14 protein-coding genes are annotated in these 13,465 nt (G+C 66.6%); 6 read left to right on the forward strand and 8 right to left on the reverse strand.

The features are described from left to right. Positions 1-393: 393 nt before the first annotated feature. From paaE to paaA, 5 genes are read right to left on the reverse strand one after another with little or no spacing between them, the layout of a single operon-like run. Entirely contained in the window at positions 394-567 is a 174-nt protein-coding gene (gene paaE / locus TX76_RS18125) for a 1,2-phenylacetyl-CoA epoxidase subunit PaaE (RefSeq protein ID WP_195156053.1), read from the reverse strand. 2 nt (positions 568-569) lie between these two features. Further along, entirely contained in the window at positions 570-992 is a 423-nt protein-coding gene (gene paaD / locus TX76_RS12370) for a 1,2-phenylacetyl-CoA epoxidase subunit PaaD (protein WP_049902806.1), read from the reverse strand. Further along, complete coding sequence (gene paaC / locus TX76_RS12375) at positions 985-1,896, reverse strand: 1,2-phenylacetyl-CoA epoxidase subunit PaaC (protein WP_049902807.1); 912 nt, start codon at positions 1,894-1,896, stop codon at positions 985-987. The genes paaD and paaC overlap by 8 nt, the downstream gene beginning before the upstream one ends. Next, complete coding sequence (gene paaB / locus TX76_RS12380; protein ID WP_006077189.1) at positions 1,896-2,210, reverse strand: 1,2-phenylacetyl-CoA epoxidase subunit PaaB; 315 nt, start codon at positions 2,208-2,210, stop codon at positions 1,896-1,898. Before paaB ends, paaC begins: the two co-directional genes overlap by 1 nt. 2 nt (positions 2,211-2,212) lie before the next feature. Further along, positions 2,213-3,157, reverse strand: a complete 945-nt coding sequence (gene paaA / locus TX76_RS12385; protein ID WP_049902808.1) for a 1,2-phenylacetyl-CoA epoxidase subunit PaaA — start codon at positions 3,155-3,157, stop codon at positions 2,213-2,215. An 89-nt stretch (positions 3,158-3,246) separates the two neighbouring features. Here paaA and TX76_RS12390 point away from each other — a divergent pair, with 89 nt between their 5' ends. From TX76_RS12390 to TX76_RS12400, 3 genes are all read left to right on the forward strand, one after another. Beyond that, the gene (locus TX76_RS12390) at positions 3,247-3,885 is read left to right on the forward strand and encodes a helix-turn-helix domain-containing protein (protein ID WP_049902809.1); all 639 of its coding nucleotides are present in this window, start codon (positions 3,247-3,249) and stop codon (positions 3,883-3,885) included. 500 nt (positions 3,886-4,385) lie between these two features. Then, positions 4,386-5,180 carry a class I fructose-bisphosphate aldolase gene (locus TX76_RS12395; protein ID WP_049902810.1) on the forward strand — a complete coding sequence of 265 codons (795 nt, stop codon included), beginning with the start codon at positions 4,386-4,388 and terminating at the stop codon, positions 5,178-5,180. Positions 5,181-5,184: 4 nt separating this feature from the next. Continuing rightward, entirely contained in the window at positions 5,185-6,084 is a 900-nt protein-coding gene (locus tag TX76_RS12400; protein ID WP_049902811.1) for a class 1 fructose-bisphosphatase, read from the forward strand. Between the two features lie 232 nt (positions 6,085-6,316). On the opposite strand, the gene TX76_RS12405 is transcribed toward TX76_RS12400, so the two are convergent. The 3 genes from TX76_RS12405 to TX76_RS12415 are packed head-to-tail and all read right to left on the reverse strand — an operon-like array spanning position 6,317 to position 9,139. Next, positions 6,317-6,964, reverse strand: a complete 648-nt coding sequence (locus TX76_RS12405) for a class I SAM-dependent methyltransferase (RefSeq protein WP_228842373.1) — start codon at positions 6,962-6,964, stop codon at positions 6,317-6,319. 46 nt (positions 6,965-7,010) lie between these two features. Beyond that, positions 7,011-8,264 (reverse strand): ABC transporter permease, encoded by a 1,254-nt coding sequence (locus TX76_RS12410; RefSeq protein WP_049902812.1) that lies wholly within the window; start codon positions 8,262-8,264, stop codon positions 7,011-7,013. Positions 8,265-8,266: 2 nt separating this feature from the next. Beyond that, on the reverse strand, positions 8,267-9,139 hold the full coding sequence (locus TX76_RS12415; RefSeq protein WP_049902813.1) for an ABC transporter ATP-binding protein: 873 nt from the start codon (positions 9,137-9,139) through the stop codon (positions 8,267-8,269). A 135-nt stretch (positions 9,140-9,274) separates the two neighbouring features. On the opposite strand from TX76_RS12415, the gene TX76_RS12420 reads away from it, so the two are divergent. The 3 genes from TX76_RS12420 to TX76_RS12430 all read left to right on the forward strand — a co-directional run bounded on the left by TX76_RS12420 (position 9,275) and on the right by TX76_RS12430 (position 13,423). After that, positions 9,275-10,471 carry a hypothetical protein gene (locus TX76_RS12420; RefSeq protein ID WP_049902814.1) on the forward strand — a complete coding sequence of 399 codons (1,197 nt, stop codon included), beginning with the start codon at positions 9,275-9,277 and terminating at the stop codon, positions 10,469-10,471. A gap of 334 nt (positions 10,472-10,805) precedes the next feature. Further along, the gene (locus tag TX76_RS12425) at positions 10,806-12,593 is read left to right on the forward strand and encodes an acyl-CoA carboxylase subunit beta (RefSeq protein ID WP_049902815.1); all 1,788 of its coding nucleotides are present in this window, start codon (positions 10,806-10,808) and stop codon (positions 12,591-12,593) included. Positions 12,594-12,673: 80 nt separating this feature from the next. Next, a complete protein-coding gene (locus TX76_RS12430) occupies positions 12,674-13,423 on the forward strand; it encodes a ribonuclease H-like domain-containing protein (RefSeq protein ID WP_049902816.1) in 750 nt (249 codons plus the stop codon). The last annotated feature ends 42 nt before the right edge of the window (positions 13,424-13,465 follow it).

A 13,465-nucleotide genomic window follows, 5' to 3' on the forward strand; every position in this document is an offset into this window, starting at 1 on the left:
CTCAAGAATACATGAGACTACCCTCCTCTATTATCACATGTTTTGTAATTTTCGACGCCTATCTCTCGGTATTGTTGTCGTTGAGTTTCCCCTCGGAAGCGGGCCGACGTTCACCGTCTCGCTTCATCGAACGGCGTTGATCCGGCCGCCAGCAGCCCAGATAGGGATTGAGTCGAACGAGCACAGTAACGGAAACGACCGGGCATAATACAGCGACCCTCGACAGGTTGAGCAGAGTATTATGAACAGCTAGCACGGAGTCAGTTCGAGACCGATACCGACGACGATTGAGGCGACCGGTGGCGAACGGGGAGGGCCACGGAAGGAATCGACGCTCGGGAGTCTGTCGACGGATATAGGCAGTATGCTGCCGCCGGGTCGGACGAACGACGGCTATTCGAACTTCTCGAACGGCTGTTCGCAGTCGTGACAGTAGTGCATCGAGCGACAGAGCGACGGCCCTTTCGGGTGCTCGCGCTCCGTCTCGGTCGAGCCGCAGTACGGACACTCGGCGCGGTCGTGTTTGCCGGTCGTGTCGACGCTCGGATCGAGGCTTCTGTGTGGCATGGTCAGATGCTCAGTCCGAACTCGCGGAGATCCTCCTTCCCCTGGTCGGTCACCAGCTCGATCGACCAGCCGGGACTCCAGACCAGGCGGAGGTCGACCGACTCGATTCCCGACACGCCCGCGATGGTCTCGCGAATCTCGTCGCGGAGCATGTCGCGGGCGGGACACCCGGTGTAGGTCAGCGTCATGTCGATGGCGGCGTGATCCCCGTCGACGGCGACGCCGTAGATCAGCCCGAGGTCGACGATGCTGATGGGCATCTCGGGATCCTGGACGCCGTAGAGCGCGTCCCACACGTCGCGCTCGGTGCCCTCCGTGTCCTCGCCGGTCGCCGGCAGCCCGTCGACGTCCTCGCCCTCGGTGTAGTCGGTGTACGCGCAGTATTCGGCGTCCGGGTCAGGGATGGAATCCATCTCGCTACTCATCGTCGGGGTCCTCCATCAGCCGGGTGGCGTCGTGGCGTTCGAGCTCGCGGTAGGTGTTCGTGATCTCGTCGAACTGTGTGCGCCAGTGCTCGGTGTGGTCGCCGTCGCGACCGACGTGTTCGGGCAGGTCCTCGGCAGCGACGCGGCCGTCCTCGACGTGCGGGCGCTCGACGTCGATCCCGATCGCAGTCAGCGTGTCGGTGACGGTCTCGATCCACTCCGTCCGCATATCTTCGAGGGTTCGCGTCCGGAGTCCGAGGTCGTCGATGTCGTCCTCGACCTCGCCAGCGTCTCGCGGGCTCTGCCCGCTCGACGTATCCGTGGCGCTTCGCGCCACGCTCGGTTCGAAGAGCGCGAGCGCGTATGGGAACAGCCGATCGACGGCGTCCTGAACGCGCTCACGACCCTCGTCACCGCCCGCGAGCCGGCGGAGCCAGTTCTCCGCGTGCTCGCGGTGGTAGTCCTCCTCGCTCGTGACCTTCCCGATCCGGTTACGGATGCGGGGGTACGACGAGCCTTCGAGTGCGCCGAGGCGGAGGTGTTCGGCTTCGTCGTAGAGGTACGATCGGACGATCGCGTCGGCCCAGTCGCCGTCGGCGAACGGGAGTTCGCAGAGCGTGCTGTGCCGGAAGGTGTCCGGATCGCGTTCCCAGATCAGGTCGGACTCGGTGTAGCCGAAGTCCTCCAGGAGGTCGTACCACAGCCGGGCGTGACCCAGCTCGTCCTGGGCGATGTTCGCGATCGCGATGTCGGACTCGATCGTGGGCGCGTGGACCTGCCAGTCGGTGTACCGGTCCGCGATCACGAACTCGTCGTCGGCGAGGCGGTAGAGCAGCGCCTCGACCGCCTCGCGCTCACGGTCCGAGAGCTCTCCGGGGGCCGAGAGGTCGGCGGTGGCGGCCATCAGTTCTCACCCCGGGCGCGCTCGGCCTCGGCCTGTTCGCTCTCGGAGTCCGCGACTTCCTCGGCGACCGGCTCGATGTTGTAGCTCGTCGCCCACCGGTAGGCCTTGTTGGTCGTCCCGCCGAACGCCGCCTCGCTCTCGTCGACCTCGCTGATCTCCTCGCTCGGCGCGACCCAGAGGCTGTGGGTCGGCTTTCGCCTGGCGTGCTGGATCTGGGCGAACATGAGCGCCATCTCGCGGTCCGGTGCATGAACGTTCCCGCAGTGGGTGTGATACTCGCCCGGCTTCTCTTGGCGGAAGACTTCCCAGATCATGATCAGTCGGCCGCCTGCGGCGCGTGGCCGCCGGTGGCTGCTTCGTACTCGTCGAGGCTCTCGCGGACCCACGCCACGGCGTCCTGGGCCTCCTTGCGGGCGTTGATCTGCTCTTTGCCCGAGTCGAGCTCGTTCTTCGCCACGGTGAAGAACTCGTCCCAGTCGAGTTCGTCCTCGGCGATCTCGTAGGTGTTCGACTCCTCGTCGTGCTCGATCGTGGGCGTGTCCGGGATCTCGAGACCGTACTCCTTCGCCTTCGGGACGTAGGAGTTCAGGAACGCCTGGCGGAGCCCGTCGTTGCTCATCTGTTTCAGCCCGACCTCGGCGGCGAAGTCGTGGTGGGTCGATTTGTCGTCGGTCGGCCCGAAGAACTGGATGATACGGGGCCACCATGTCTCGAAGGCGTCCTGAACCATCTCCTGTTCTTTCTGCGACCCGCTCGCGAGCTCGGCGAGGATGCTCTCGCCGTGTTTGATGTGGAACCCCTCCTCGAAGCAGACTTTGTCCATCGCGTGGGCGTAGGGCTCCCAGCTCGATCGCCGGAGAGTCGCCTGACGGCGCATCGCGGCCCCGTCGACGAAGAAGGCGATCATCGGCACCTCGACCCACGAGTCCATCGGGTAGTGGAAGCAGTTCAGGAACTTCCCCTCGCCGTTGGCGAGCTCGTTGAGCATCTGATCCCTACTTTTGATCCCGAGCGACTCGGCCGCCCGGTAGAGGAGCTGGCCGTGGCCGAGCTCGTCCTGAACCTTCGCCGAGTACGCGAGTTTGCGCTCCAGACTCGGGGCCTCCCGGATGAACGGCCGTTCGAGGTACGCCCCCATGATCTCGGAGTTCGCGTGGAACTGGATCATTCGGGTCGCGGCCTTGCGGTACTCCTCGGGCATGTCGTCTTTCGGGCTGAACTCCCGCGGTCCAGCGCGTTCCTTTACGGTGTCGAGATCCATCGTTCTGTCACCATCTTGTAGGCGGGACCGGATAGACCTTGACCCGTTCATGAACGGGGTATATATGTGGCTGCGTCATACCCCCACCGATGATCGACGAGTGTCTCGTGGTCGAATTCCGGGTGAAAGACGACGACTGTCCGCTGGCCGACGCCACACGCACGGCGGGCGTGACCGTCGACGCGCGGCCGCCCCAGCTCCGGGCCGACGGCTACGCACTCCTCCGGTTCACCGCCCCCGATTCGGAGGAGTTCGTGACGACGCTCGATGCCGACGACCGGATCCGATATCTCCACGTCTCGTCGGTCGATGGTCGGCGGAACGGACGGTGTCTCTCGAAACATCTCTGTGTGGTCCACGACCTCGTGAGCGCGGGCTTCATGGTCGAATCCCTGCGGTACCGCGACGGCAGCGCGACCCTCACTGGCGCGGTGGTGGGCCAAGAGGTCCTCCGCGGAGTGCTCGATACGGCCGGCGAGACCGTCGGCGTCACGCTCGAACGCACCTACCCGCTGGGTGCGGACGAGGAGAGCACGGTGGTCCAGCAGTGGGATCTCACCCCACGCCAGGAGGAGGCGCTCCGGACGGCCGTCGGGATGGACTACTTCGCCGTGCCGCGTGGAGCGACCGCTGCGGAGGTCGCGGCGGAGGTCGGCATCAGCAAGTCGGCGTTTCTCGAACGACTCCATCGGGGTGAGAGCGCGCTGTTCGGTCAAGTGTTCGCGTAACCGTACTCGATCGATCCAGACGGTCCGGATTGATCCACACGACAGGGAACTTTTGTTCTCCGGTGTGCTACGATCGGTCGGTGGTGATGACGAGCAGTTACCCCCACCGAGCCCCGTGTGACGAGGGACTTTCGCCGAACCACCACCTCACGATACAACCAGGGACGGAGGATACTGTTTATCCGAGGGACATACGACCCCGCTACAGGATTTGACGATAGTACCGTCTCGTCGACGATCACGATGCAAACGAGAGACCACAGGCCACACCCTCCCCAACCGACTCCTTCGCTCATTCCCGTGGGTCGTTCGCTCAGTCATCCACCATCAGAGCACAGCTCTGACGAGCCTGCACTCGCTTCGCTCGTGCAGACCTCCGCGCGAGTCGGACGCTCCGCGTCCTCCCGCGCGCCACCGCCAAAAACTCCAGCGAGGGCGCACCGTCGTCTGTCCCCGTGTTCCACACAAACTATTAGTCGCTATCGCGGGTGGGTTCACGCATGCTCGCACTGGACGACTCGGCGATCGCGCGGGACGGCAAGATCCTGATCCTCGCCTACGATCACGGCCTCGAACACGGCCCGACCGATTTCGAAGGGCTCGAAGAGCGGATGGATCCTCAAACGGTGTTCGACGTCGCGACCCACGACGCGGTCACGTCGATCGCGGTCCAGAAGGGGATCGCCGAGGGGTACTACCCCTCCTACGAGGACGACGTCGCGCTGGTGGCGAAGCTCAATGGCACCTCGAACCTCTGGATGGGCGAACCGGACTCTGCGGTGAACTGCTCGGTCGAGTACGCCGCCGACCTGGGCGCGGACGCGATCGGCTTCACCCTCTACGGTGGCTCGAACCACGAGATCGAGATGGCCGAGGAGTTCCGCGACGCCCACGAGGCCGCCCGCGAGTACGATCTGCCCTCCGTGATGTGGTCGTACCCTCGTGGACAGGGACTCAAAGACGACACGAGTGCCGGAACCATCGCCTACGCCGCACGCCAGGCGCTCGAGCTCGGGGCCGACGTCGCGAAGGTCAAGTACCCCGGCAGCCGCGACGCGATGGAACACGCCGTGCGGGCGGCGGGCGGACCGAACGGCACCAGCGTCATCATGTCCGGCGGATCGAAAGTCTCGGACGAGGCGTTCCTCCAGAACGTGAAGGCCGTGATCGACGCCGGCGGCGCGGGCCTCGCGGTCGGCCGGAACATCTGGCAGCGCGAGAACCCGACCGAGCTCCTCGACGCACTCGAAGAGGTTATTTTCGAGGAAGCGTCGGTCGACGCCGCGCTCTCCTGAGCCGATGAGTCACGCATCGACGATCGAGGCGATCCTCGACGCCGTCGCCGGGACGGCCCCCGAGATCCGCGAGGGGCTCGTCGGCCGACGCGAGTACGTCGAGGGCGAGAACCCCAGCGGCGAAGATCAGCTCGCGGCGGACGTTCACGCCGATCGGCTCCTCGAAGAACGACTGCTCGCGATCGACGGCGTCGACAGCTACGCGAGCGAGGAGCGCGAGGCGGTCGTCGGGGCCGACGACGAAACGGCGGACGGCGGTGACGGCGACAGCAGCGGCGAGCTGTCGGTCGCGGTCGATCCGCTCGACGGCTCCTCGAATCTCAAGCCGAACAACGCGATGGGCACGATCGTCGCGGTGTACGACGCCCCGCTCCCGGCGCAGGGCCAGGACCTCGTCGCCGCCATCTACGTCCTCCTCGGTCCGATCACGACGATGGTGGCCGCCGTCGATGGGCAGGCTACCGAATACGTCGTTGATGACGGAGACCGTCACACTGTCCGTGAGAACATCACTCTGCCGGGCGACCCGACGGTGTACGGGTTCGGCGGTCGAGTGCCCGACTGGACTGAGGGGTTCACCGAGTACGCACGGGGGATCGAGTCGGACACCTCGCTGAAGCTCCGCTACGGCGGCGCGATGATCGGCGACGTGAATCAAGTCATGACCTACGGCGGCGTGTTCGCCTACCCGGCGCTCGAATCCGCCCCCGAGGGCAAACTCCGGCTCCAGTTCGAGGGCAACCCGATGGCGTACATCGTCGAGTCGGCGGGCGGGAAATCCTCGGACGGCGAGCGCTCGCTGCTCGACGTCGAGCCCGACGGTCTCCACGATCGGGTGCCGGTCCATCTCGGCAACGCCGACCTGATCGATCGTCTGGAAACCACGATCGACGGCGGCGAGTGAGATGACCGATCGTTCGGATGCCGATGACGACGATGCGTGGGAACCGCGAGGGCCGTGGATTATGGCGATCGGTACCGCGCTCATCGGTGCCGTCGCCGTTCTCGCGACCGGCGTCCGGGCGATTCGAAAACGGCTCCAACGGGACGGCGAGTCGCCGAACGACGGATGATCGCTCCCGATCGCTCTCCAGCGAATCGGACGGTCGATTCGAAGTGGTTCTCGATCGCTCCGACTACGGATCGGGGTTCTTCGCGAGGAGAATCGGAAACGCACCGCCAAGTTCGTCCTCCACAGTGTGGCGTTCGAGGATCTCGAACCCCGCGCCGGTGAGATGATCGATGCTCGTCTCCGGGTCGGGGAAGCTCCAGTGCATCTCGACGCCGGTGTCGAGCCAGTCGGGATTGCTGCCGTCCCACTCCTCGCTGCCGATCGAGAGCAGCACGAGGCCGCCTGGCCGCAGCACGCGGTGGAACTCCCTCACGACCCGAGGATGATCGTCCATCGGCACGTGGATCAGCGAGTAGAGGGCACAGATCGCGTCGAACGAGTCGGCGGCGAACGAGAGGTGGGTCATGTCGCCCTGCGCGAAGCGCGCCTCGGGGACGTTCTCGCGGGCGCGGCGGACCTGCTCGATCGAGAAGTCGACGCCGACAACCGCGAGTGACGACGCCAGGCGCGCCGCGATCGGCGTGCCCGCACCGCAGCCGGCGTCGAGCACCCGCGCACCCGCGGGGAGTCGGTCGGCGAAGTCATCGAGAAGCGGCGTCGCCGGTGGTTCGGCCGAGCGCTCGTCGAGATAGTCGTCGGCGATCGCGTCGTACGCCCGTCTGATGGCGTTCTTCCGGTCGGTCATCGGTACACTCTCGAAGGAATCGTTCACGACACGCATCAACGTTGCGCGGTCGAAACGGCGATCGTACAGGGCCTCACTCGTACCGGAGTGCGTCGATGGGATCGACGCGAGCCGCGCGCCACGCGGGGTAGAGGCCGGCGACGACGCCGACCAGCACCCCGACGCCGACCGCGATGGCGAACCAGACGTACGCCGGTGTGAACGCCACTTCGGCGTACGCCGTCGCACCGTAGGCCACCGCGAGACCCAGGGGAAGGCCGACGACCGCCCCGGCCCCACCGAGCACCGTGGCCTCGGCGAGGAACAGCCCCATCACGTCGCGGTTGCGCGCGCCGACGGCCTTCATGATCCCGATCTCCCGGGTGCGTTCGGTGACGCTCACCAGCATGATGTTCGCGATCCCGATCGCGCCCACGATGAGTGCGATCACCGCGATCCCGGTGACGAACCGCGTGACCTGATTGATGATCTCCTGGATGTCCTCGACGAAGTCACCGCTGGTCTGGGCCGACAGCTCGACCGACTCGGGTTTCAGCTCGGCGGCGTCCGAATCCCCGAGGAACGCCTGGACGTCGCTCTTGACCGTGTTGATCCGTGCCGGATCCGCGACGACCGTCACCTGCGGGTAGGCGTTCTGGCTCACCCCGAGCGAGGGGCTCTCGACCGTCCGCTGGTAGAACGGCTCGATCGGCACGTAAAACCGGGGCTGGCCGCCGAAGGAGGCGAACGAGAACTGGCCTTTCGTCCGGTTCGCGACCCCGACGACCTCGACGCTGGTCGGCTCGCCGTTCACGCGGGTGATCGAGAGGCTGTCGCCGACCGAGAGGTTCGCCTCGAAGGCTCGTGTGGCGGCCCGGTTCACGACCACCTCCTGCTCGCCGGAATCGAACGCCCGGCCCGCGACGATCGCGTCCGCCGGAAAGGCGGCGGGCGTGGTCGCGGTGATCTGGTTCCGCGAAACGGTGTCGTTCGCGTGACTGAGCGCGTTTATCCGGACGTTGCCCCGGGGCAGCGCCTCGCGGACGCCCTCGATCTCGCGCAACCCCTCGACGTCGCCGGTCGTGAACACCGGCTGTGCGAGCCCGCCGATCCCCGGTCCGGGGCCACCGCCGCCGTCCTCACCGCCCGGCGTGGGCAGGACGTAGACGTTGCTCGCGGTCGTACTCCCGATGTCGCCGACGATGTCGGCCTCGACGCTCGCCCCGAACGTGGCGAACGTGACCACCGATGCGATCCCGATCACGACGCCGATCACCGTCAGCACCGACCGGAGCTTGTGTGACCGGATGGATCGGCCCGCGATCCGTAGGGTCTCCCGAAGATCCATCGTTACTTGCCCCGCCCGGCCGAGCCGTTCGCCGACTCGCGCTCCGCGGACCGATCGCGCGCCGACCCGTCGTCGCTGCGTTCGCCGGGGTCCTCCCTGGGATCGCCATCGGGATCGTCGGGGCCGTCGCTGCCTCGATCAGTGGGATCGTGCTCGTCGTCGAGCGACTCGATCGATTCGATCACGCCGTCGCGGATGTGGACGATCCGATCGGCGTGCTCGGCGATCCGGCGCTCGTGGGTCACGAGTAAGATAGTGTTGCCGCGAGCGTTCACCTCGCCGAGCAGCGCCATGATGTCGCCGCCGGTCTCGGTGTCGATGTTGCCCGTGGGTTCGTCGGCGAGCAGGACGGTCGGATCGGACGCGAGCGCCCGCGCGATCGCGACGCGCTGGCGTTGGCCCCCCGAGAGTTCGTTGGGCCGGTGGTCGAGTCGGTCGCCGAGGCCGACCCGTTTCAGTACGTCCTGTGCGCGCTCGCGCCGTCGATCACGCGACCAGTCGTCGAACACCAGCGGCAGCGTGACGTTCTCGACGGCGTTCGATCGGGGCATCAGGTTAAACGTTTGAAAGACGAACCCGATCTCGGTTCCGCGGATCGCGGCACGGTCGTCCTCGGAGTCGGTATCGACGTCGTGGCCCGCGACCGTGACGTGCCCCTCGTCGGGGGTGTCGAGCGCGCCCACGAGGTTCAGCAGGGTGCTCTTGCCCGACCCGCTCGGGCCCATGACGGCGGTGTACGATCCCTCCTCGAGCGTCAGCGAGACGCCAGCGAGCGCCTCGACGGTGCCGCCGAGATCGTAGGTCTTCCGGACGTCTTCGAGACGAACGACAGGCGTGTCCTCGGCCGATGTCGTCGTAGAGGCAGACTGGCTCACTGAGAATCGCTACGGGACTCAGAACCATGAAGATTTCCGGGATTCGCGCCGCTGCGGCGGTGCAAGATTCTTTCACGCCGATCCGTCGGGACGACTGACCGTGAGTATTTAGCCCACAAGTTCCAACACCGTTCGATGGCTGACCAAGAGGACAGTCGCGGGGATCGCGGGCGCGTCTCGCCCGCCGTCGCCCTCGCGCTGGTGCTCGTCGTGGGGGCCGTCGGCGGCGTGGCGTTCGCCCAGTCGACTCCCGATGGACCGTCCGGGGAAACGGTTCTCGAAAACGCTCACGACCAGTATCGGAACGCCGAAACTCTGACCGGTAGCGCCGACGTCACCGTCTCGAACGCGACGGACGAACGATCGGCGACCGTCGAGTACGCGCTCGCCGAGGAGGGCGCACGCGTGAGCGCGACGTACAACGACACGACGATGACCGCAGGAACGAACGAAAGCGTCGCGTGGGTCTCGGCCCCCGAGGTCGGCGTCCAGCGGACGTGGAACGTCGAGAGCGCGTCGTCGTGGGACGCGAACGAACTCTGCGAGGCCGTTCGGGACGAGGCGAGCGGGTTCGAACTGACGGACCGGACCGACGTTCCGGACGGTGTGAACGTCTCGGCAGTGCAGGCGAACGTCTCCGCCATCGACTGCGAGTCGCTGACGACTGAGTGGGCGGACGCGGAGCGATCGATGCCCGCGAACTGGTCCGAGACGAACCTCAGCGCGACCCTGACCGGGACCGAGACGCTCGACGGGACCGAGGCCCACGTCGTCGAGATGGCACACGAAAACGAGAGCATTGACGTCGAGGGGACGGTCTGGGTCGCGACCGAGGACGATCGCGTGCTCAAACAGCGCGTGAGCGACGGCACGAACGCGACCGTCGTGCGCTACGACGACCAGCGGTTCAACGTCAGCATCGACGAGAGCACGTTCGCGCCGCCGACAGCCCGTGACAGCGCGGTCGGATCGACGACCTACGACGAGTTCGGGGCAACGCAGGACGCGACCGACCGCGACCTCGCGACGCTCGACGCCGACGGGTTCGCGTTCGAAGGAGCGGTCGTCACGAACGCCGGTGGCGGAACGACCGTCGCCCAGCAGTACGAGAACGGGGCATCGAACGCCACGCTCCTCACGACCGATGCCGAGAGCCTCCCCTACGACGAACTGAACGGGACCGCCGTCTCGGTGAACGGCGACGACGCCACCGCGACCACGCTTCAGGGCCGAACGATCGTCGTCTGGACGGACGGCGACATCACTCACGCCGTCGTGAGCGAGGGGACGACCGACGAGACGGTCGCGCTCGCGGAGTCGGTCTCGGGCTGAGGCGGTTCGAGTGGCTCGGACGCCCATCGCCGGACGCGACTGCCGACGGCGTGGCGGTGGAGTGGCGCGCGGGAGTGCGCGGGTGGCGCGAGCGTAGCGAGTGCCACCGAACGCACGACTCGCGCGAGGGATGACTGAGCGAACGACCAGCGGGAGTGAGCGAAGGAGTCGGCTGGGGAGGCGTGTGGTCTGCGGTTCTCGTTTGTGTCGGCACCGCAGCGGTCTCCGATACTACTGACACCGGCGACATCAGCCAAAGTGCCGACGCTTTCGCGTCCATCCAGCGCGGAACTGCATGGAAAACCCTTTCCGCAATTCTTGCGCATCGAAGAACATGGACATCCGCATCGGCGGGGACGCGAGCGACGAGGAGGCACGCGCCGTCGGGAGTGCGCTGGCCGAACACGTCGGCGAGAGCGTCACGGTCTACGTCGGCGATGCCGACGATGCCACGACGACCGTCGAGCCGCCCGAACCCGAGTCATCCGAGTCCGAGCCGCGGTCGCGTGAATCCGGTGGGGCAGCCGAGTCGGCCGACCACGGCCCGACCGAGCGCGAGGAGCGCCTGCGCGAGGAGATCGCGGACATCGAGCGCGGCGGGCCGGAGAAATACAAAGAACGGCTCGCCGACCAGGGCAAGCTGTTCGTCCGCGACCGACTCGATCTCTGGTTCGGCGAGGGCGGGTTCACCTTCGAGGACGGCCGGTTCGCGGGCTTCGACGACTGGCATCCCGACAGCCCCGAAGTCGAGGATCCGGACCCGAACACCCGACTGCCCGGCGACGGTCTCCTGACCGGCGCGGCGGAGTTCGAGGGCCGAACGCTCCACGCGATGGCGAACGACTTCACCGTGAAGGCCGGCTCGATGGCCGGGAAGGGCGTCGAGAAGTTCCTCCGGATGCAACAGCGCGCGCTCAAGACCGGCCGTCCGGTACTCTACTTGATGGACTCCTCTGGGGGTCGGATCGACCAGCAGACCGGCTTCTTCGCCAACCGCGAGGGCATCGGGAAGTACTACTACAACCACTCGATGCTCTCGGGGCGCGTCCCGCAGATCTGCGTGCTCTACGGCCCCTGCATCGCCGGGGCGGCCTACACACCGGTCTTTGCGGATTTCACGGTGATGGTCGAAGGGATGAGCGCGATGGCCATCGCCTCCCCCCGGATGGTCGAGATGGTGACCGGCGAGGAGATCAGCATGGAAGATCTCGGTGGCGCACAAGTCCACGCTGCCGAATCGGGCAGCGCCGATCTCGTGGCCGAGGACGAGGAGCACGCCCGCGAGCTCGTCGCCCAACTCGTCACCTACCTGCCGGACAACTCGGACGAGAAACCGCCTCGCGCCGATAGTGCTCCGCCCGCACGATCGCCCGACGGGATCGATTCGGTGATCCCCGAACGACCGAACAAAGGGTACGACGTTCACGACGTGATCGACCGCGTCGCCGATCAGGGCTCGGTGCTCGAACTCCGCGAGCAGTACGGCCCGGAGATCGTGACCGCGTTCTGCCGGATCGACGGCCGGCCCGTGGGTGTGGTGGCGAACCAGCCCGCCCACCGCGCGGGCGCGATCTTCCCCGACGCCGCCGAGAAGGCCGCGGAGTTCGTCTGGACCTGTGACGCCTACAACGTCCCGCTACTCTATCTCTGTGACACGCCAGGGTTCATGGCGGGCTCGCAGGTCGAGAAGGACGGCATCCTCGAACAGGGCAAGAAGATGATCTACGCCACGTCGTCGGCCACGGTCCCGAAGCAGTGTGTGGTACTGCGGAAGGCCTACGGCGCGGGGATCTACGCGATGAGCGGGCCGGCGTACGACCCCGAAGCGACGCTCGGCCTTCCATCCGGGGAGATCGCCATCATGGGCCCCGAGGCAGCGATCAACGCGGTCTACCGCAACCGGCTCGACGACATCGAGGATGACGACGAGCGCGCCGAGCGCGAGGCCGAACTCCGCGAGGAGTACCGCGAGGACATCGACGTCCACCGGATGGCGAACGAGGTGGTGATCGACGAGATCGTGCCGCCGAGCGACCTCCGCGAGGAGCTCGGCGCACGCTTCGCGTTCTACGAGGACGTCGAGAAGTCGGTGCCCGACAAGAAACACGGGACCGTCCTCTGACCGCGCTCATCGAAGACGAGAACTGGCCCCTCGCGGGCGTCGAGAGAAGCGTTTAGGTCGACACCGCACGTTCGAGAAGTGTGCGCATCGAGAACAGCTTCATCCCCGTCCACGGCGTCGGGGAGGCGACCGAACGCCGGCTCTGGGCGGAGGGCATCACCCACTGGGACGCGTTCGACGGTTCGAGCGTCGGCGCGACGACCGAGCGCCGCATCCGCGAGTTCATCGCGACCGCGCGCGACCGCCTCGACGCGGGCGACGCCGCCTTCTTCGACGACGCCTTCCCCTCGTCGAGTCGGTGGCGACTCTACGAGAACTTCCGGAACGCGACCTGTTTTTTCGACATCGAGACCACGGGCCTCGACGCACGTCACAGCGACGTGACGACCGTGAGCTTTCACCGTGCCGGCGAGACGACCACGCTCGTCCGCGGAGAGGATCTCACCCGGACAGCGGTCGAAGAACAGCTCGCCGACGCTAGCCTCCTGGTGACGTTCAACGGCAAGCGCTTCGACGTCCCCTTCCTCGAACGTTCGTTCGACCTCGACATCGACCGCCCACACATCGATCTCATGTACCCGTGCCGCCAGCTCGGGCTCACCGGTGGGCTGAAACCAATCGAACGCGCGGTCGGGATCGAGCGCGATCGGCCGGAGCTCTCGGGGCGGGACGCGGTCCGGCTGTGGCACCAGTACGAACGCGGCGACGATCGCGCGCTCTCGACCCTGGTGTCGTACAACCGTGCCGACACGGTGAACCTCGAATCGCTCATGGACGTCGTCACCGGTCGGCTCCACGACGAGGTCTTCGCCACGGACGACGAGGCCTGACCACGGGACCTCGGCGATCGGAGGGGACGGGCTCGACTTCGA

Origin of the sequence: Halococcus agarilyticus (genome assembly GCF_000334895.1) — an archaeon.
Lineage (GTDB): Archaea > Halobacteriota > Halobacteria > Halobacteriales > Halococcaceae > Halococcus > Halococcus agarilyticus.

Coding starts and splice junctions, on each gene's coding strand:
- TX76_RS12400 (WP_049902811.1), top strand. CDS start 5,185: ATGAGTCACGCATCGACGATCGAGGCGATCCTCGACGCCGTCGCCGGG.
- TX76_RS12410 (WP_049902812.1), bottom strand. CDS start 8,264: ATGGATCTTCGGGAGACCCTACGGATCGCGGGCCGATCCATCCGGTCA.
- paaD (WP_049902806.1), bottom strand. CDS start 992: ATGAGTAGCGAGATGGATTCCATCCCTGACCCGGACGCCGAATACTGC.
- paaE (WP_195156053.1), bottom strand. CDS start 567: ATGCCACACAGAAGCCTCGATCCGAGCGTCGACACGACCGGCAAACAC.
- TX76_RS12395 (WP_049902810.1), top strand. CDS start 4,386: ATGCTCGCACTGGACGACTCGGCGATCGCGCGGGACGGCAAGATCCTG.
- TX76_RS12420 (WP_049902814.1), top strand. CDS start 9,275: ATGGCTGACCAAGAGGACAGTCGCGGGGATCGCGGGCGCGTCTCGCCC.
- paaB (WP_006077189.1), bottom strand. CDS start 2,210: ATGATCTGGGAAGTCTTCCGCCAAGAGAAGCCGGGCGAGTATCACACC.
- paaA (WP_049902808.1), bottom strand. CDS start 3,157: ATGGATCTCGACACCGTAAAGGAACGCGCTGGACCGCGGGAGTTCAGC.
- TX76_RS12425 (WP_049902815.1), top strand. CDS start 10,806: ATGGACATCCGCATCGGCGGGGACGCGAGCGACGAGGAGGCACGCGCC.
- paaC (WP_049902807.1), bottom strand. CDS start 1,896: ATGGCCGCCACCGCCGACCTCTCGGCCCCCGGAGAGCTCTCGGACCGT.
- TX76_RS12390 (WP_049902809.1), top strand. CDS start 3,247: ATGATCGACGAGTGTCTCGTGGTCGAATTCCGGGTGAAAGACGACGAC.